Below are 20,055 nucleotides of genomic sequence, written 5' to 3'. Positions count from 1 at the left end.
TCTCTCACGTCCACTACGACGCATGCTGGCGACCCCCGGAAGTCACCGGTTCCCCGAGCACGTCCTTCAGCAACTGCGCACACCACTGCAACAGGGGCTGGTCGCGCAGCGGCTCGCCACCGACCCGCCGGGTCGCCGGCCGGGGCACGCTGACCTGGTCGTTCACCGCCTTGTAGACGGAGTCGGGGTGGTACCGCTTCAGCCTCATCTGCTTCGAGTCGGGCAGGGGCAAGGGCGAGAACCTCAGGTGCTTTCCCTGTACGGAGACATCGGTCAACCCGTATTCGCGGGCCAGCAGCCGGAACCGTGCCACCGCGATCAGGTTCGCCACCTGCGCGGGCGGCTCGCCGTAGCGGTCGGTCATCTCGGCCACCACCTCGTCCAGGCGGGCCGCGTCCCGGGCCTCGGCCAGCTTGCGGTACATCTCCAGCCGCAGCCGCTCCACGTTGATGTACTCGGTCGGCAGGTGCGCGTCCACCGGCAGGTCGATCTTGACCTCGGCCTCTTCCTCGGGCCGCTCGCCCTTGAACTGCTGCACCGCCTCGCCGACCATCCGCACGTACAGGTCGAAGCCGACGCCCTCGATGTGGCCGGACTGCTCGCCGCCGAGCAGGTTGCCGGCGCCCCGGATCTCCAGGTCCTTCATGGCCACGTACATGCCGGCGCCCAGCTCGGTGTGCTGCGCGATGGTGGCCAGCCGCTCGTGCGCCTGCTCGGTCAGCGGCTTCTCGCGCGGGTAGAGGAAGTAGGCGTACGCCCGCTCACGGCCCCGGCCGACCCGGCCCCGGATCTGGTGCAGCTGGGACAGGCCGAGCAGGTCGGCGCGCTCGACGATGAGCGTGTTGGCGTTCGGGATGTCGATGCCGGACTCCACGATGGTGGTGGAGACCAGCACGTCGAACTCCTTCTCCCAGAAGCCGACCATCACCTTTTCCAGGGCGTCCTCGCCCATCTGGCCGTGCGCCACCGCGACCCGGGCCTCGGGCACCAGCTCGCGCAGCCGGCGGGCCGCCTTGTCGATCGACTCGACCCGGTTGTGCAGGAAGAACACCTGGCCGTCGCGGAGCAGCTCGCGGTGGATGGCCGCGGCGACCTGCTTGTCGTCGTACCCGCCGACGAAGGTCAGCACCGGGTGCCGTTCCTCCGGCGGGGTGGCGATGGTGGACATCTCGCGGATGCCGGTGATCGCCATCTCCAGCGTCCGCGGGATCGGGGTGGCCGACATGGTCAGCACGTCGACCGACGCCCGCAACGCCTTGAGCTGCTCCTTGTGCTCGACGCCGAACCGCTGCTCCTCGTCCACGATGATCAGGCCGAGGTTCTTGAAGCGGGTCGAGTTGGACAGCAGGCGGTGGGTGCCGATGACGATGTCGGCGGTGCCGTCGCCGGCCTGTTCCAGGGTGCGCTTGGCCTCGGTCGGGGTCTGGAACCGGGACAGCTGCTTGATGCTCACCGGGAACTGGTTCATCCGCTCGGTGAACGTGTTGAAGTGCTGCTGGGCCAGCAGCGTGGTCGGCACCAGGATGGCCACCTGTTTGCCGTCCTGCACGGCCTTGAACGCCGCCCGGACCGCGATCTCGGTCTTGCCGTAACCGACGTCGCCGCAGATCAGCCTGTCCATCGGGACCGGCTTCTCCATGTCGCCCTTGACCTCGTGGATGGCCGAGAGCTGGTCCGGTGTCTCGGTGTACGGGAACGCGTCCTCGAGTTCGCGCTGCCACGGCGTGTCCGGTCCGAACGCGTAGCCCTGGGACGACTTGCGGGCGGCGTACAGCTGGATCAGCTGCGCGGCGATCTCCTTGACCGCCTTCTTGGCCCGCGCCTTGCTCTTCTGCCAGTCGGCGCCGCCCATCTTGTGCAGCGACGGCGACTCGCCCCCGACGTAGCGGGAGAGCTGGTCGAGCTGGTCGGTCGGTACGAACAATCGGTCGCCGGGCTGGCCCCGCTTGGACGCGGCGTACTCGATGACCAGGTATTCCCGCTCGGCCCCGTTGACCACGCGCTGGACCAGTTCGACGTACCGGCCGATGCCGTGCTGTTCGTGCACGACGTGGTCGCCGGCCTTGAGCTCGAGCGGGTCGATGGTGTTGCGCCGCCGGGACGGCATCTTGCGCATGTCCTTGGTGGACGCTCCCCGGCCGCCGGAGATGTCGTTGCCGGTGATCACCGCCAGCCGCGCGGCCTCGTCGACGAAGCCGTGGTTGAGCCCGCCGCAGGTGATCAGCAGCTGGCCGGGCTCGATGGCCGTGGGGATGCTGTCGACCGGTGTGACGCCGAGCCCGGCGTCGCGCAGCAACTCGGTCGCGCGTTGGGCCGTGCCGTGGCCCTCGAAGACCAGCGCGATCGCCCACTGCGCCGAGGACCACCCGGACAGGTCGGAGGCGAGACGAGCGGTGTCGCCGTGATAGAGCGGAACGGGCTGAGCGGAGAGCGCCACCACATCGCCGAGGTCGGGCGAAACCTCGACGGACTCTTGAGCCAGCCAGGGTGTTTCATCGGTTTTGTCCGTTGGGGAGTCGAGACCGAAGGGCGACACCGTCCACCATGGCTGGTGCAGGGTCGCCGCGTGCGCCCGCACGTCGGCCAGGGTGCGGAAGGCCACCGCCCCCACGTCGATCGGCGCCTGCCCACCGACGGCCGCGGCCGCCCAGGAGGCTTCGAGGAACTCGTCCGAGGTACGCGTCAGGTCGTGCGCCCGGGTGCGGATCCGCTCGGGGTCGCACAGCAGCACATGGGTGCCGGCCGGCATGCAGTCGATCAGCAGCTCCATGCTGCCGGTCCCCTGCAGCAGGGCCGGAGCCAGCGACTCCATGCCCTCGACCGGGATGCCGTCGGACAGCTTGTCGAGGATCTCGGCCAGCTCGGGATGCTCGACCGCCAGCTCGAACGCCCGGGTGCGGACCTCGGGGGTGAGCAGCAACTCGCGGCAGGGCGGCGCCCACAGCCGCCGCACCGGGTCGATGGTCCGCTGGTCGGCCACCGCGAACGTGCGGATCTCCTCGATCTCGTCGCCCCAGAACTCGACTCGGGACGGATGCTCGTCGGTCGGCGGGAACACGTCGAGGATGCCACCGCGGACGGCGAACTCGCCGCGCTTGGTGACCAGGTCGACCCGCGCGTACGCCATGTCGCTGAGCCGCCGCGCGACCGCCTCGAGCTCGGCCTCGCCGCCGGTCGTCAGCTCCACCGGTTCGAGGTCACCCAGGCCCTTGAGCTGCGGCTGGAGCAGGCTGCGGACCGGCGCCACGACAACGCGCAGGGCGTCACCGGGAGCGGGATGGGCCAGCCGCCGCAGCACGGCCAGCCGCCGGCCGACCGTGTCGGAGCGGGGCGACAGCCGCTCGTGCGGAAGCGTTTCCCAGGACGGGTAGACCGCGACCGCCCCCGGGTCGATCAGGCAGCCCAGGGCGTCGGCCAGGTCGTCGGCCTCGCGGCTGGTGGCGGTGATCGCGAGCACCGGCCGGGACGCGCCACCGCTCTCGGCCGGGGAGGCGACGGCCGCGACCACGAACGGACGCAGCGAGGCGGGTGCGGTCAGGTCGAGGGCGTCGGAGTCGGCGACGCCCTTACGAGCGAGGTCACGGGCGCGGGCAAGCCCCCGGTCACGCAGGGCAGCCGGGATCAGACCGGACAGTTGCACGGTTTACTCCAAAGGCACGGCGAAGCGCCCCACGCCCTGGCCGGACGGGGGGTTACGCATTCCAGCTTAGTCCGTTGGTCTGACCAGGTGCGCGACTCGGCGGCAACGGACAACATGTCCGACATACCCATCCATAACTGACCAAGACTCCCCGGTCACTGTTGCCAATTCCCGGGGAGGGAAGCCATGCGGGTTCTGCTCTTGGTTTCCGCGTTCAACGGCCTGAGCCAGCGCGTCTGGTGCACGCTGCGGGAACGAGGTCACGACGTCGGAGTCCTGCTCGCCACCGGTCCCGAGGACATGATCGACGGGGTACGCACGGCCGGCCCCGACCTGATCCTCTGCCCGTTCCTCAAGGAGCGGGTGCCGGCCGAGGTGTGGCAGAACTGGCGCACCGTGATCATCCACCCCGGCCCGGTCGGCGACCGCGGCCCGTCCTCGCTGGACTGGGCGATCACCGACGGCGCCCGGCGCTGGGGCGTGACCGCGCTCCAGGCGGTCGAGGAGATGGACGCCGGGCCGATCTGGGCCACCCGCACGTTCCCGCTTCCCGCGGCCCCGCCGCGCAAGTCGTCGCTCTACAACGGCCCGGTCGCCGACGCCGCCCTGGCCTGCGTCGAAGAGGTCATGGACAAGGCCGCCGACCCCGGCTTCCGGCCGATACCCACCGACGACATGCCGACCGAGGTGCCCGGCACCCGGCTGCGCCCGGCCATGCGGCCGGAGGACCGCGGCTTCGCCTGGGAGGACTCGACCGAACACATCGTGCGGCGGATCCGGGCCGCCGACGGCGCGCCGGGTGTGCGTACCGCACTGGCCGGTCTCGATGTCTTCGCCTACGACGCGCACCGCGGCCCGACCCGGGCCGGACCACCCGGCACGCTGCTCCGGCGCCGGCAGGGCGCGGTGCTGGTCGGCACCGGCGACGGCAGCGTCTGGCTCGGCCACCTGCGCGCGCCCGGAGGCGTCAAGCTGCCCGCCGCCCGGCTGCTCGGCAAGAAGCTGCGGCACGTCCCCGACGCTCCCCTGCCGCCGGGCGTCGAGCCGGAGACACCGTCCGCGTACCGGCAGATCCGCTACCGCCGCAACGGTCCCGTGGGCTGGCTGACCTTCGACTTCTACAACGGCGCGATGGCCGCCGGGCACTGCCGCCGCTTACTGGCCGCGTTGCGGCACGCGACCGCGCAGAGCACCGACGTGCTGGTCCTGCGAGGCGGCACGGACGCCTTCAGCAACGGCATCCACCTGAACGTGATCGACGCCGCGACCGACCCGGCCGCCTCCGCGTGGGCCACCATCCGGGCCATCAACGACGTCTGCCGCGAGATCATCACCTGCACCCGGCAGCTGGTCGTGGCCGGTTACGCGGGCAACGCCGGCGCCGGTGGCGTGATGCTCGGCCTCGGCGCCGACGTCGTCGCGGCCCGTTCCGGGATCGTTCTCAACCCCTACTACGACATCGGTTTGTACGGGTCGGAGCTGCACACCTACACCCTGCCGCGGCGGGTCGGCCCGGAGACGGCCCAGCGGCTGATCGACGACAAGCTGCCGGTCGGCGCCGAACAGGCGGTGTCACTGGGACTGGTCGACGAGGTCGGCCCGCGGCACCCCGAGGCGTACTCGGAATGGCTGGCCACCCTGGCCACCGACCTGGCCGACGGGCCGGCGTCCCGGTCCCGCCGCGCCCAGAAGGCCCGCCGTCTGGCCGGCGAGCGGGTGCCCCTGGACGTGTACGAGGCCCGGGAGCTGGCCGAGATGAGCCGGGACATGTGGGCCGACCGGTCCGGGTTCACCGCCGCCCGCCGCGCCTTCGTCGGCAAACAACGTCCGGAGCGGACACCGGAGCGGCTGCTGCTGGCCCCGCCCGGGCCCGGCCCGGAGATCACCCGCCCGCGCGCGGCGAAGTCCGGTGACCGCCGTCCCGCGGTGGTGCGCCCGGCCGTACCCGTCTCCGCCTGATCCCTTCCCGCGCGACCGCCACCGGTACAACCCGGCCGGCCGGTGGTGGCCCGCCCACGCTCTCGCCTCGCCCGCTGAATCCGCTCCACAGTGGTAGGTGGACGGCTCCGCTGCGCAACCGGCTGCCCACGAGAGGTGACGCACGCCATCGACGTCGGTATATCGCTTTCCCGTAGGCGCGCCCTAGGGTCGGGATCGACCGGTCTCGCTCGACCCGAGAAGGCGGACGTCAATGACGGGGACCCGCGCGCGCCGCTGCCTGGCCGCACTCATCGCGTTCACACTCGGCACGTCCGGGGTGGTCGCCACGACGACCGGGCCGGCCTCGGCCGAACCACCACCGGTTCCGGCCCGACCGCATGAGCTGACCGCGCACGAGGCGAGCGAGCGGGCCACGACGACCGGACAGGCCGTCGAGGCGACCGAGGCCGCCAACGACACCGACACGCTGATGGCGAACCCCGACGGGACGATGACGCTGAGCCGTTCCGCGTCGCCCACCCGGGCGCGGGTCGGTGACGAGTGGAAGGACCTCGACCCGACGCTGGTCCAGAACGCCGACGGAAGCTGGTCCCCGAAGGTCAGCACCACGCCGCTGGTGCTGTCCAACGGCGGCGACGCGGCGGTGGCGACGATGTCCGGCACCGGCCTCTCGGCGGGTGTCAAGCTCTCCGCTGCGCCACCTCCGCCGACGGTGTCCGGCGACACCGCCACGTACGCCCAGGTGATGCCCGGCGTCGACCTGAAGGTGACCGCCAAGCCGGACGGCGGTTTCTCCGAGGTCTACGAGGTGGCCGACGCGCAGGCCGCCCAGAACGCCGAGATGGCCACCCTCACCATGCCCACCGAGCTTTCCGGAGTCACCCTCACCACCGACGACACCGGCAATATCATCGGCACCGACCGGACCGGCGGCACCGTGCTCACCGCCCCCGCGCCGACCATGTGGGACTCGACCCCACCACCGGCCGCGAAGTCCGCCGGTGGCCCGCCCTCCGACCGGTCCTCCTTCCGCGGTCCCGGCACCGGCGCGCGGACGGCTTCGGTCGGCACCCGCGTACGCGCCGGAAAGATCGAGCTGACGCCCGACCGAAAGCTGCTCACCGGCGCGTCCACCCACTACCCGGTCTTCATCGACCCGACTTTCCACTGGTCGGTCACCGGCGGCAAATACAACGGCTGGACCACCGTGGCCGAGCAGTTCCCGAACACCAACTACTGGAAGGACACCCCCGACCCGCGCGGCCGCATGCAGGTCGGCAACCCGCGCGGCGAGATCAAGTCCCGGACGTTCATCAACTTCCCGCTGGCCACCACGAAGCTGTCGGGTGCGGTCATCAACACCGCCACCATGAAGATCACCCAGACCCGGGCCTGGTCCTGCACCCCCAGCCGGGTCAACCTGTACGCCCCGGCCACCACCCTCAGCTCCGGCAACAGCACCTGGAACGCCTGGAAGAACGAGAGCCTCGGCTCGATCGTCGACCACCAGACGGCGGCGCACGGGTATCCCGGCTGCGACGCGGCCGGCATCGCCTTCGACATCAAGAGCGCAGTAGAGGCCGACGTGGCGGCCAACCGCAACATCCAGACCTTCGCCCTGGTCGCCGCCGACGAGAACTCCGACAACGGCTGGAAGGAATTCCTCGAGACCAGCCCCACCTTCGAGGTGACGTACAACCACGCCCCCGATCGGCCGACCGCCCTGAGCACCTCGCCCGCCACCACCTGCTCCGCCGCCACGCCCAGCCTGATCGGCCTGAACGACGTCACGCTGTACGCGCGGCTGACCGACCGCGACGGCAACAGCCTGCGCCCCTCGTTCACCCTCTGGAAGACCAGCGACCCCGGGAACATCCTGGCCAGTTCCAGCTCGACGGCGGCCCTGAACCCGTCCGGGCAGACCGCCCAGCTCCGGGTCCCGCACGACAAACTGCAAGGGGCGGCCAACAACGCCGTCACCCAGTTCTCCTGGCGGGTCCGCGCCACCGATCTCAATCGGGCCAGCGACTATTCCGTCACGTGCAACTTCCGGTTCGACGCGTCCAGAACCGGCAAGCCCCAGATCGACCGGCCGGCCGACGGCACCACCCGGATCGGCCAGTCGGTCGACATCGCCGTCACCAAGCCGCTCGATCTGACCCAGCCGACCAGTTACGCGTACCAGCTCAACGGTGGGCCACACGGCACCGTCCCGGCCGCCGCCGACGGCTCGGCCACGATCACCGTCACCCCGACGCGCTACCTCAACACGCTCACCGTGACCAGCCTGTCCGTGGCCGGCAACGTGGGCGAGACGAACCCTGTCATGTTCAACTCGGACGCGGCCGAACCGGCCATCGAGAACGACATCGACGGCGACGACGTCACCGACGTGGTCACCAGCGGCGGGCAGAACAGCCTCGCATCCGGGCTCTGGCTCGCCTCCGGCAAGGACGGCGCCGGATCGCTCGCCCCCGCCGCCGCCAACCTGGGCGCCCGTGGCACCGGCAGCTCGGAGAGCCACCTGCCGTCCGAATTCGACGGCTCGCAGGCGGTCATCGGCCGGTTCACCGGCACCGGCTTCCAGGACGTACTCGCCTACTACCCGGCCGGGACGCAGGCCGGCAGCGCCGTCATCCTGCGCGGCAACGGCGACGGATCACCGTTCCTGACGCAGTACTCCGGCACCATGCTGAACATCGACGCGGACGACCTCACCGACCGCCGCCACAGCTCGCCACTGCAACTCACCAACGCCGGCTACAGCGCCGGAAACTCCATCCCGGACCTGCTCGGTACCGCGGGCAGCGCGGCCACCGGCTACTACCTCAACTTCTACGACAACAAAGGCACCATCGGCCTGTACACGCCGGTTCTGATGCCGCAGCAGACCACCCCGACCGGCGGCTTGGACTGGAACACCTGGACGCTGGCCGGGGCGCCCGGCACCGACGGTGTCGCCACCGTCTTCCTGTGGCAGAAAACCACCGGCCTGCTGTACGGCTGGCGCAACGTCCGGTACGACCGGGACGACCAGATCCTCACGTACGCCCAGCAGAAGCTCGCCGATGGCTGGAACACCGGCAAGGGCCTCACTCTGCAAGCGGGCGACGTGAACAACGACGGGACCACCGACCTGTGGGCGATCGGTGCTGACGCCGTCGCCACCGCGTACCTGGCCGGCGACACCGCCATCGCACCGGCCACCGGCCAGAAAATCCTCACGGCCACCCATGCCTGGCTGCTCAAGGACGCCGACACCGGCCCGGTCACCGGCGACAACATCGCCAAGGACAGCGTCGGCACCTCCGCACTCACCGGTAGCGGCAAGGCGGGCTGGCAGGCCGACGAGCTCTTCGACCGGGTGGTCGGCTTCGACGGCACCAACTCGACACTTGTGGCTTCCGGGGGCGCCGTCCGCACCGACGCCGACTTCACCATCAGCGCCTGGGTGAAACCGGACCGTGCCGGCGGCACCGTGATCTCCCAGGACGGAGCGTTCTCGCCCAACTTCAAGCTGTGGATCGACTCCACGAATCAGAGCTGGAGCTTCGCCATGGCCACCGGGATCTCGGAGAACCCGACCTGGGTCTACGCGACGTCCCGGCCGCGTACGGTGGCGGTCGGTTCCTGGAGCCATCTCAGCGTCAGCTTCCAACGCTCCACCGGCCTGATCGACCTGCACGTGAACGAGATCGACGCGGCCAGCGCAGTGCTGGCGGCGACGCCGGTCGTCCTGGGCGCGACGTTGCGGGTGGGGGCCGAGGCATCTGGCCGTACGGCGGCCAAAGGCTGGTTCACCGGGGAGGTCGCCGAGATTCTGACCTACAACTCGGTGGTCATCTACGACAGGGGCAACACCCGGATCCGGGACTTCAACGGCGACAACCGCACCGATGTCCTCGCCTCCTACCAGGACGGGTCACTGCTGCTCTACCGCGGCAACGGCGCCGGCAACTTCCGGCCCGGCTACGCCGTCGTCGGCAACGACTGGAACTCCTACGACGGGATGCTGTCGCCCGGCGACTTCGACAGCGACGGCAAAAACGACCTCATCGCCCGCAGACCCGACGGCAGCCTCTGGCTCTTGCGCGGCAACGGCGCCGGCGGCTGGCTCAACGCCAAGACCGGCGATCGCATCGGCAGCGGCGGCTGGAACACCTTCACCGCGCTGCTCGCGCCGGGCGACTTCGACAGCGACGGCAAGAACGACGTCATCGTCCGCCGCGGCGACGGCCGGCTCGTTCTCTACCGCGGCGACGGCGCCGGCGGCTGGCTCAACGGCAACGGCGGCACCGTCCTCAACGACGCCGGCGGCTGGACCGCGTACCGCCGCCTCTTCACGGCCGGCGACTTCGACGGCGACGGCAAGCCCGACGTCCTGGCCGCCGGCGCCGACGGCGTCCTGAAACTCTTCCGCGGCAACGGCGCCGACGGCTGGCTCAACCAGTCCAACCCGCGGGTGGTCGGCAGCGGCTGGCTCTCCCCCAACGCCATCATCACGCCGGGCGACTTCACCGGCGACGGCTACCCCGACGTCCTGACCCGCGACGCCGACGGTTTCCTCTGGCTCTACCGGGGCAACGGCGCCGGCGGCTGGCTCAACGGGGCCAGCCCCAACAAGATCGGCAAGGGCTGGAACACGATGACGAAGTTCGCCTGACGATACGCGCCGGCCCCTCCCGGCGGCGTGTTCGCTGCTCGCCCTCCGCGATCATCACGTGCTGAGGCGAATCACCGGCCGGCGCTGCCGCGATGAAGAAGGTGTCTCAAGACTCTCCCGGAAGCCGGAAGGAACAATCGGCCACGCCGCCCGCACCATGGGCCCACGACCAGATCCTTCGGTGTCGCAGGTCGCGGCACCGACACCCGCGGCCTACGGTCCGCGCCGCGCACTCCCACCCACACCGGCCCCCCACGCCGGCACGTCTCGCCTGCGAAGGCCCCCGGCGTCGTGAGCGCGCGAAGCTCACCCAAGAACCCGGCATCGGCGGTCGAAATGGGTACCGGCCGCACGGCCACCGGCGGGCCGTCATCTCCGCCGTCGCGAATCACTACTCGCGTCGTCCGGTTCCCGACGTCATCCAGCCATCGACGAATTGACGACTTGCTTACGTTGGGCAGTCGACGTCGAGGGTCCCCGCACGCACTCCGGCGAACTGCTCCGCAGCACGCCGCAGCGCCGCCTCGAGGTTCGCCATCGCGGTCATTCTGAGGTCGTATTCCTGCTCGGCTGGGACGTTCAGTTCATTGATGCCGTCGAGCTTCAGCCAAGCCTCGTACACGTCCCGCGTCCTCTCCATCGGGAATTCCCGTAGGATCGCTGTCTTCCTCGTTCCCCATCCGGAATTCTCGACGTTTTCCAAGAACCAGACATCGTACAGTGCTTCCTCGGAAACGAAACGCCCGATCGCGTCGCGAACCTGGAAATTGAGAAAGTCGCACGAGAGAAGCCTGATGCTCAAGTTGACCTCGGCATACGGAGTGGGCGACATGAGCTCTTCAGGTGGCTCCCACTCCTCCGGCAGATCGTCCGGCGACGGCCAAGCCGGCGACGGCGAGGACATCACTCTGCCCTCCCGGCCCGAAGAGAACTCATCCGTGCTGTTCCCGCAGCCAATTCTCAATGCCTTTCATCGTCGTCGGTATGCCCTCGACACCTCCGGCACGGAGAACGTTCGCACAGTAGTGCAGGCAACTCTGGTTTCTCAGGCTGTAGCTCGGATAGGTTCCCCGAGCGGTCTTTTCCATCTGAACTTCAGCATACGCGAGCGCACCCCCTGCGTTCGGAAGGCGAACATTGACGCTGAGGCTCTTGCTGGGATCCAAGCTCTCCAGGTCGAACTTCTGGACTCCCGCCCTCGGCTGGGCCACCGAGCCGACCTGCTCCGTGGACAGCACCTCCCCGGCGTCACTCCGGATCGTGATGAGCGCGTGCTTCGCTTCCATATTGCTGAAGTCCAGATGAACAGTGGCCTCGCCGCCGCAATTGTGGACGAGAACGGGGGTGTCGCGGGCGACGACGTAGTAGGTGTGGACGGCGGCAACCGTCAGGTCATGCATCACGCGATGGCCCGAGAAGTTGCGCACCCGTGCCACCAAAACAGTGCCCCGGTCCACGGTGGAAAGCTGCTCGCCGGGTTTGAGGTCGGCCGCATCGACCCATTGCTTGCGGGTGGGGCTCCAGAACGGGTGGTGCTGGGTGGTGTTCAGAGTGGCGGTGCTCGATGGCGACGTCACCGTCAGGTCGGTGAGCTCAGTGTCGTGGTTGGTGAAGTAGTCGGTGACCTCGCGCTCGGTGGTCTCGCCGGTTTCCGGGTCGGTGGCCAGGACACTGTCGCCGACCTCGACCTCACCGATGGGCTTGGTCCTGCCGTTGGCCATCAGGACGAGTGTGCTGGCGGCAAAGCTGTGCGGTATCGCGCAGGACGCGGCGTCCTCGGCCACCGAAGCCGCCGGCGCGGCGGGCGCCTCGCGGGGTTTGGCGCCCTTGAGAGGCATTTTGAAGAACCGACCTGCACCCTCGGTGACGACCGTCGACGCCACGAAGAAGGTCAGGTGGCCCGCGCAGTCGGCCATCGGGCCGCCCTGCTCGCAGCCCAGTTTTTGGCTGGCCTGACCGCAGCCGCCCAGCGGGTCGCCCAGGACCCCCATGACCACGCTGCACTGGGAAATCTCGTAGCTGAAGACCGCCTGGTCCTTGGCCGTGTTCCAAGTGTTGTTGCAGCCCTCACGGCTCCAGCGCAATGTGCACGCGTTGAAGTCGTTGCGTAGTTTCCAGGTGCCGGAGACCGTGCCCTTGACGTCGTCCCAGAAGGCGCCCAGGAAACCGCGATGCGGCTTCGAGTGCTGCGCCCCCGGGTTGTTGGCCTGGGGTTGCGCGGCGTGGCCACCGCCACTGGACCCGCTGGAGCCACCGGAACTGCCGGAGGAACCGGAACCGCCTGAGCCGCTGGACGGATGGCGGCCCGGAACTCCGGTGGTGCCGGGTCCGTCCTCGTCGGTGATCGGCACGGTGCCGGTCGGGTCGGCGAACAGGACCGGGTTGTTGTTGCCGTACGAGTAGCCCTGCCACTGCTGCGGGTCGGCCTTGTCCTGGATCGGGTCCAGCGAGATGAACGTGCCGGTGACCGGGTCGTAGTCGCGGGCGCCGAGCCGGGTCAGGCCGGTCGCCTTGTTTTCCGGCTGATTCAGGAAGCCACGGTTGTCCGGATAGGCGCCCTGGGCGCCGCGCGGTTCTCCGTACGGCGTGTACTGGCGCCACGTCGGGTTCTTGACCAGGCCGTCGAGGTACAGAGTGGGACTGTCGTGGCCGTCGGTCAGCGCGAACGTGTAGTTCGAGCCGCTCGCGGTGCGCACCACGTGGCCGCCGCCAGGTAGCGGCAGGTAGCGGCGTCCGGTGACCACCCCTGTCGACTTGTTCAGCACGTGCTGCTGGCTGCCCAGGTAGAGAGTCGTCTCCTGAGGGTTCCGCTGGATCAGCAGGTTGCCGTCGGCGTCGTAGACGTTGGTGGTGTCCCCGGCGGGGCCGCTGACCTTGGTCAGCTGGCCGGAGTCGTCCCAGGTCAGGGTCTGCGGACCGGTCCCGGCGTTGCGGGTGGTCATGTTGCCGGCCTGGTCGTAGCCGAACGACGTCGCCGGGTGCGGGGCAGTGCTGGTGGTGCTGGTCAGCGTGTGCGGCTGGTTCTTGCCGTTCCCGTCGTACGCATAGGTCGTGGTGTTGTCGGAGCCGCCGGTCAGGTTGTGCTCGGTCTGCTGGGCCCGGTTGCCGATCGCGTCGAACGACCAGCTCGTCCAGTACGCGCTGCCGTCACCGATGGTGTTGCCGACCATGCCACGGTTGTCCGCCGTGGGCTGGGCCGCGCAGTCGTCGGTGCCGGTCCACGCCTCGGTGAGCCGCAACAGCTCGTCGTACCCGTAGCACTGGGTCTCGGCCGCACCGCCCGCGGCCGTCCGCGTCGTGTGCTGCCGTTTGAGGTTGCCGGCCAGGTCGTACGTGAAGTCCAGGTGCTGGACGGTGACCGAGCTGGGATCGCGATGGCTGAGCTCCTGCTGGACCAGCCGCCCGGTGTGCGGGTCGTAGAGGTTGGCCAGCGTGCCCGAGTCGGGGTCCTTGCCGATCAGGGTCGACGAGACCCGACCGTACTCGTCGTAGGCCACACCGCCGCTGTACTGGTTGAGCCCGCCGAACACAGCGGGACGGTCGAACGGGTCGAACAGGGTGGTCGCCGTCTCCTCAGGCAGTCCGCCCTTGCCCGGGTAGTACTGCCGGTGCGGCAGCCGGGTCGTCGAGGTGTAGTCCTGGCCGAACTCGTAGGTGCCGCCCAGCGCCCCTTCGGAGGCGGGGATGGTGATGGCCTCGCCGGTCGACCCGCCGCCGATGTCGTAGCCGAGGATCTGAGTCCGGTAGGCGTTGCCGTCCCGGTAGGCGGTGCTCGAGGTCAGACGACCCTTGGCGTACGGCAGTTCCAGCAGCGCGTTGTCGGAGTTGTCGTACACCCACGACGCGGTGCGGTTGGCGTCGGACTGCTGGGCGGTGGACGAGGCGTACGCCGCGGTCTTCCGGCCCAGAGCGTCGTACGTCGCCGACGTCGTCCGGCCCCGGGAATCGGTGCTCTCCAGCAGGTTGCCGGTGGCGTCGTAGCTGAGTCCGATGGTGGCCCCGCCGTCCGGGTCGGTCTTGCTCATGATCCGGTTGAGCAGGTCGTACTCCGACGTCCACTCGTTGCCGTCGGCGTCAATGATCTTGTTCTGGTTGCCGCGTACGTCGTAGCCGTACCGGCTGCTGGTCGTGCTTCCCCCGCTGACCGTCCAGGTGCCGGTGAACAGGTCGGCCGGAGCGGTCACGGCCGGCCGTGCGGTGTACTGCAGCTGGGCCGTGGTCCGGCCGATCGGGTCGGTGACGGCGGTGGTGACCGTCGCGCCCTCGGGCGGGACGACGGTCACCCGGTCACCACTGTCGATCGTGATCGTCTTCTCGACGGTGACCAGGCGGTTGGCCCGCTCGACGACGACGGCGTCACCGAGACCGTTGTACGTGGTGAAGGTCTGATCGTAGGCCTGGGTGCCCAGGGTCGGCGAGGTGGCGATGGCCGCCGCGCTGGGCGAGTTGTCCTTGTCCCACCAGTCGTTGTAGGTGGCCCGTACCCAGCCCCGGCTGTCGTAGAACGTGTCGGTGATCAACCGTCCGCTCTGCGGCGTCGACGACTGCGTCTGCCGGGGCCGCAGCTGAGCGTCGTAGATCAGGACCCGGACGTCGCGGTACCCGCCGGCGTTGTTGAGGATCTTCGTGGTCGCCGTCGTCAGCCCGGTCCCGGACACCACGTAGCTGTAGGTCTGGTTGGCCGGCGAGGTGGTCGGGCGGGAGTTGAACCAGACGTCGGTCGTGCGGCCGAGCGCGTCGTACGCCTGGGTGGTGACCTCACCGTTGGGCCCGGTGCTGGTCAGCTTGACGCCACGGCTGGGCTCGAGGGTGGTGGAGATGGCGTGGCCGGCCGGGTTGGTCGCGGTGGTGCCGGTGGGCAGGCCGGCCGCGTTCATCGCGTACGCCGTGGTGGTCTTGTTGCCGTTGGCGTCGTACGCGTCGATCGGCCGACCGAGCGCGTCGTAGGTCGTCCGGGCCGCGGTCTGCCAGGTGTACGCCCCGTTCACGTAGTCGGCGCCCTGCCGCACCATCGACGCCAGCCCCCGGGTGGGCGCTGTGGCCTGCGGGAAGGTGGTGGACCAGGTCGGGTCGTCGTAGAAGGTACGGGCGGCGCTGATGGTCTGGGCCGGCCGGGACACCGACGACGGCGCGGCGAGCTTGTTCAGCGACCCGGGTTCGGTCGCCGGGCTGCCCGCGGTGAACCCGCCGCACGCCGTGGCCAGCGTCTCGGTCTGGCTGACCAGCCCGACCAGGTTCTTGGCCGTGTTGACCGGCGCGTACGTGTTGAGGGTGCACTGGTCGTAGGCGGCGTTGACCGGAACGCTGTGGCTGTACGTCGCCTCCAGCACACCGAAGGTCGGCGACGCGACGTTGTCGTCGTAGGAGTTGTCGACCTGGGTGGTCCGCCAGGTCGTCGATCCACCGCTGGTAACCGCCTTGCGGGTATGGGTCAGCACCGGCGCCATCCGGTTGGCGGTCAGCGCGGGCAGCCCCGCCCGGGCCCGGGTCGCGGTCGCCGCGGACACCCAGTACGCGCTGATGGTCGAGCTGTCGACTGCCCCGCCCTCGCCGCGGTAGTTGGAATCCTCCAGCATCGACCCGGCCAGCTCGTCCAGGTCCTCGTGGCTGCCGCCGAGGGAGTCGGTGACGTTGACGACGGTGTCGTTGTTGTTCTTGGACATGCCGCGGTAGTAGGTCGTCTCCGACTTGGTCCGCCGGTCCTCGTCGGCGTTGCCGCTCAACGTCTGCACCTTGCCGTAGCCACGGAACTGCCCGTAGGTGCGGAACTTGGCTTTGATCACCTCGTTGTCGTCGTACCGCCAGGCTGCCCCGCCGAGGAACTTGTAGCTGGTCACGGTGGCCGGGGCGCCGCCGGTCGGGTCGCTGGCGGTGACCTGGTCGACCGCGTACTTGTTGAACCAGTCGACGATCGGCTCGGTCACCCCGGCCGGGCTCCACCGCACCGGGAAACAGGACTTGGTGTTGGTCGCGGGGGTGGGTTTGGTCGCGCCACAGGGTTCGGGCAGCACGTACGAGGTACCGATGACCGATCCGGTCTCGGTGGTGATGGTGGCGACCCGATGCCGGTAGAAGGACGGATAGGCACTGGTCGTGTACACCCGGTTGGGCAGCTTGATGCTGGTGAAGGTGACCTTGGGCAGCTCGATCGAGGCGCCCTTCTCCGGTGGTGCGTACCCGATCCGGCCGATCGACTTGAGCCACAGGGACGGTGACGTGCCGTCATCGGTGGCCGGGAACGACTGGTCCAGCGCGAACTTGTCCACGATGGCCAGCTGCTGCGATGTCTTGTTCCACTGCTTGGTGGTGATCGACCCGAGCCGCTTGGTCGAGAAGAACGACGGCGCGAACGAGGTGCAGTCGGTGCCCGAGTTGCAGACCAGATCGAAGGGTACGTCCGGGTAGAGCGCCTTGGTCGACGAGCTCAGCGCACCACAGGTGCCGGCACATCGGTTGACCGCGCCGAACTCGATCCGGTTGGGCGTGGTGCCGACGACGGCACCGTCCCGGAAGCCGTACTCGATGTGGTCCAGGAAGCTGTCGCGAACGTAGAAGTCGTCTTTGGTGCCCAGGTTCCGCCCGTAGTAGTTGAGCTCCTGGGTGTAGTAGTAGGTGGTGGCGTTGCCGCTCACGTCCGTCGTGTAGTCGAGATTCCAGCGACGGGCCATGGTGCAGAACGAAGCGTCGAACCCGGACGATTTGTAGCAGGGGCCGGTGGAGTGCGGCGAGTAGACCGGGACGGTGTCGACCGACTTGGTCACCCCGGTCGTCCCGCTCCAGCCCGGCAACCGGTTGCGGCCGAACTGATAGATGGTGCCGTCCTGGGTGGTGACCTGCCAGTAGCGCTTGTCGTTGGCCCCCGAGCCGTTGTCGAAGTCGGCCGGCCCCCGGCTGATGACCTCGCCGTTGTCGGTCTCCGGGCGCCACTCGTCCTTGTCCTTGTCCCACACCAGCGCGGTCGTGGTGCCGTTCAGCGACAGCGTCAAAATCGGACCGGCGTAACACAGGTCGTCGGTGGCCTTCGGCGACGCGGTGCCCTCAGGCTTGTCGCGGCACGAGGTGAAGGTCTGCTCGATGTACGACTGTGGCGTGCCCCAGCCGTCACCGACCCACGAGCTCTGCGCCTGGGTCGACGCCGTCTGACCGTCGATCGAGCCCGAGTCGTAGCCGATGGACAGCTTCGGGACCGCGGCGGTGGCGGCGGGCGGCGTGATGATCGGGTAGCTGTAGCTGAACGAGCCCGAACTGCCCCCGGCCGCCCACGAGCCGGTCGGCTTCAGGTCGCTGGCCGCGTAGGTGCCGGCCGCGCCGCCGTCGGGTTTCGGGTCGGCCACCGCGGCCAGCACTGTCGCCCCGGTGAGGGAGACCTCGGCCGAGACGGTCCGGGCGGCGACGTCGTTGGCCGAGGCGAGTTCGGTACGGGTCTGACAGGCGGCCGCCTCCGGTGTGGTCGCGGCACAGGCCGGGAGCTGCACCAGCCGGAGGCGGGAACCGTAGTTCCCGCCGTACGCCTCGGCGAAGCCGCTGTAGTCCAGACCGACCCGCGTCTTGCCCGCGTCCTTGCGGCCGGGCGACACGACGATCAGCTGACCGGTCACTCCGGCCCGGCGGGCCGAGGACTCGTCGGTGAGACGCAGTTTCGCGTCGCCCCGGCCGCCCTGCAGCCAGATCGGCGCACCGGCGGCCTTGGCCCGGGCGGCGCCGAGGGTGACGACCGCCTCGGCCGGCGCGGGCGGTTTCGTCGCGGTCGGACGGTAGTCGTTCCGGGCCGCGTCGATCGGCCGGGTGAACCGGGTCGGGGCGGCTTTGACCCCGCGTACCGAAGGACCGGTCCTGGCCGACAACGGCGCGGGCGGCGCGGGCTTGGCCGAGGCGGGCGAACCCACCGCGAACGACAGCGCACAGAGCACCGTGACGAGAGCGGGAAGGAGTCGTCGAGGTCTGTCCACAGTGCCCTGCACCCCGTTCGCTTCAGGACCATGCCGCCGCGAAACGGAGGCAGCGAAACTCGACCACGGGCAAACATCGCTCGGCAACCACCTGCGTACAAAAGGTGACGCACGCCATTAGATATCGATGCACCGCTATCTGTCCGGGATGCGGAACAGCCACCCTCCGCAGGCTCGCGGAGGGTGGCTGCCGGGTGTTCGGGCGAGGTCAGCCCTTGATGCCGTTCACCGGGGGCACCTCGAGGGTGCGCTTCTCCGGCGTACCGCCCAGCACGATCTTGCGGAGCGACGCGTTGTTGTCGGTCTTGGTCTCGGCCAGCTTGTTGGCCGGGTTGGCCAGCGTCTGGATGTAATAGGTGCCGTTCGGCAGGTCGGTGATCTCGAACGACTGGCCCGGACGGGCCTGCGAGTAGGTGTCGCCGTTGCCGATGTCGAGCACCTCACGCACGGCCACCGCGGTGTTGGCACCGCACGAGGTGGCGAGGTCGGTGTTCTCCGGCCGCCACTTGGCGTTCGCGATGGTGTAGTCGACGGCGTCGGTGTTGGCCAGGCAGAACGCCTCCTTGCCGGAGCGCACGGCCAGGCTCTGGTCGGAGTTCAGCAGGTTGTACTGGGCGAAGTCGGTGAAGTGCCAGTGCATGTGACCCTCGCGCGGATCCCACTCCATCGTCCCGGCCGCGACCGAGCCGACCTCTTTCCCGTTCTTGTCGAAGAAGTACTGGTACGCGTCCATCAGATCGGTTCCGGTACGCCGGAAGCCGTCGACCACGAGCGGCGACGTGCCGGCGTTCCACACCGTGGCACCGAAGTTCACGTACGTCTTGCCGTCCTCCTGGGACAGCTCGATGCCCCAGGCCGGCAGCGACCGCAGATCCGGCTTGGGACCGGACTTCGGCTTGGCGGCGAGGGTGGCGGGCACCTTGGCCGGCGGGCGGAAGGCCGGGTCGTACGCCGAGACCTGCACCGACGCGTCGCCCTGGCCGGCGTGGTCGCTGTGCTCACCACGTACCGCGGTCTGGCCGGGGGGCAGTTCGTCGCCGACCGCGGCGGCCTTCATCGCGGCCTTGGCCCGGAGCGCGCCCTCGGGCGCACGCCCACGGTCGAAGACCTGGTCCTGAACTGTCACGTTGAGCGCCACCGTGGCGCTGTCGGCCGGGACGGCCAGCCACGAGCGGTACTTCTCGTTCAGCTTGACGGTGACCTGGTATTTGCCGGCCGGCAGGTCGAACTCGGGCTCGCCGGCCTCGATGTCGACGCGCGGCGTGGACTCGACCGGCGCGTTGTAGCCGGCCTGCACGCCCCACACCGAGCCCAGGATGAACGGGTTACCGCCGGCACAGTACTGGGGGTACGGCGTGGACGACGGCGCGTCCGGCCGGGTCCGCAGCGAGTTCCAGGTGTTCGGGCACCAGTCGGTGTCGTACTCCTTGACCGTCGCCCCGGCGGCGTCCTTGATGCTGATCGAGGTGAACTTCTCGAAGCCGTTGAACGAGGTGAACAGCCCGTCCGGCACGGCGACCGACGTCTTCTTGCCCTTCGCGTCGGTGACCTCCTGGGTGGCCACGATGGGCTGTGCGTAGTTCTTCCGCTTTGCCCGGATCTCGAACGGCTGCTTGCCGGCGATCAGGTTCACGCCGAGGTCGAAGTCCATCCAGACGCTGCCCTCGTCGACGTAGCGCGTCACAGTCACGTCGTGGGTGGCGGCCCGGAAGGCCAGGGCGGGCGGGTCCTCCGCCGCGCTCGCGATGCCGTACCCGGCTCCGGCCAGAGCCACCGCGGCGGTCACGGCGCCGGCGGTCAGCACGCGGGTGCGGTTCCTTCGAGTGGACATGGGTCCCTTTCGATTCGTTGGTGGGGCGGTA

6 protein-coding genes are annotated in these 20,055 nt (G+C 69.4%); 2 read left to right on the top strand and 4 right to left on the bottom strand.

The genetic code is table 11. From position 1 onward, the window contains the following. Positions 1-13 precede the first annotated feature (13 nt). Positions 14-3,640, bottom strand: a complete 3,627-nt coding sequence (gene mfd, locus ACGFIO_RS38010) for a transcription-repair coupling factor (protein ID WP_392834512.1) — start codon at positions 3,638-3,640, stop codon at positions 14-16. Positions 3,641-3,826: 186 nt separating this feature from the next. Between mfd and ACGFIO_RS38005 the strand changes: the two genes are divergently transcribed. Together ACGFIO_RS38005 and ACGFIO_RS38000 are read left to right on the top strand one after the other, a co-directional pair. Then, positions 3,827-5,599, top strand: coding sequence for a hydrogenase maturation protein (locus tag ACGFIO_RS38005; RefSeq protein ID WP_392834510.1), 1,773 nt, complete (start codon positions 3,827-3,829; stop codon positions 5,597-5,599). Positions 5,600-5,831: 232 nt separating this feature from the next. After that, a complete protein-coding gene (locus tag ACGFIO_RS38000) occupies positions 5,832-10,244 on the top strand; it encodes an FG-GAP-like repeat-containing protein (RefSeq protein ID WP_392834507.1) in 4,413 nt (1,470 codons plus the stop codon). A 448-nt stretch (positions 10,245-10,692) separates the two neighbouring features. On the opposite strand, the gene ACGFIO_RS37995 is transcribed toward ACGFIO_RS38000, so the two are convergent. The 3 genes from ACGFIO_RS37995 to ACGFIO_RS37985 all read right to left on the bottom strand — a co-directional run bounded on the left by ACGFIO_RS37995 (position 10,693) and on the right by ACGFIO_RS37985 (position 20,024). Then, on the bottom strand, positions 10,693-11,151 hold the full coding sequence (locus ACGFIO_RS37995; RefSeq protein WP_392834504.1) for a hypothetical protein: 459 nt from the start codon (positions 11,149-11,151) through the stop codon (positions 10,693-10,695). Positions 11,152-11,176: 25 nt separating this feature from the next. Continuing rightward, positions 11,177-18,193 (bottom strand): polymorphic toxin-type HINT domain-containing protein, encoded by a 7,017-nt coding sequence (locus tag ACGFIO_RS37990; RefSeq protein WP_392834501.1) that lies wholly within the window; start codon positions 18,191-18,193, stop codon positions 11,177-11,179. A gap of 208 nt (positions 18,194-18,401) precedes the next feature. Beyond that, positions 18,402-20,024, bottom strand: a complete 1,623-nt coding sequence (locus ACGFIO_RS37985; protein WP_392834498.1) for a lysyl oxidase family protein — start codon at positions 20,022-20,024, stop codon at positions 18,402-18,404. Between the last annotated feature and the right edge of the window lie 31 nt (positions 20,025-20,055).

It is taken from the genome of Actinoplanes sp. NPDC049265 (assembly GCF_043197135.1).
Classification (GTDB): domain Bacteria; phylum Actinomycetota; class Actinomycetes; order Mycobacteriales; family Micromonosporaceae; genus Actinoplanes.
The sequence above is the reverse complement of the archived record's forward strand: the minus strand, read 5'-3'. Positions and strand labels throughout refer to the sequence as shown.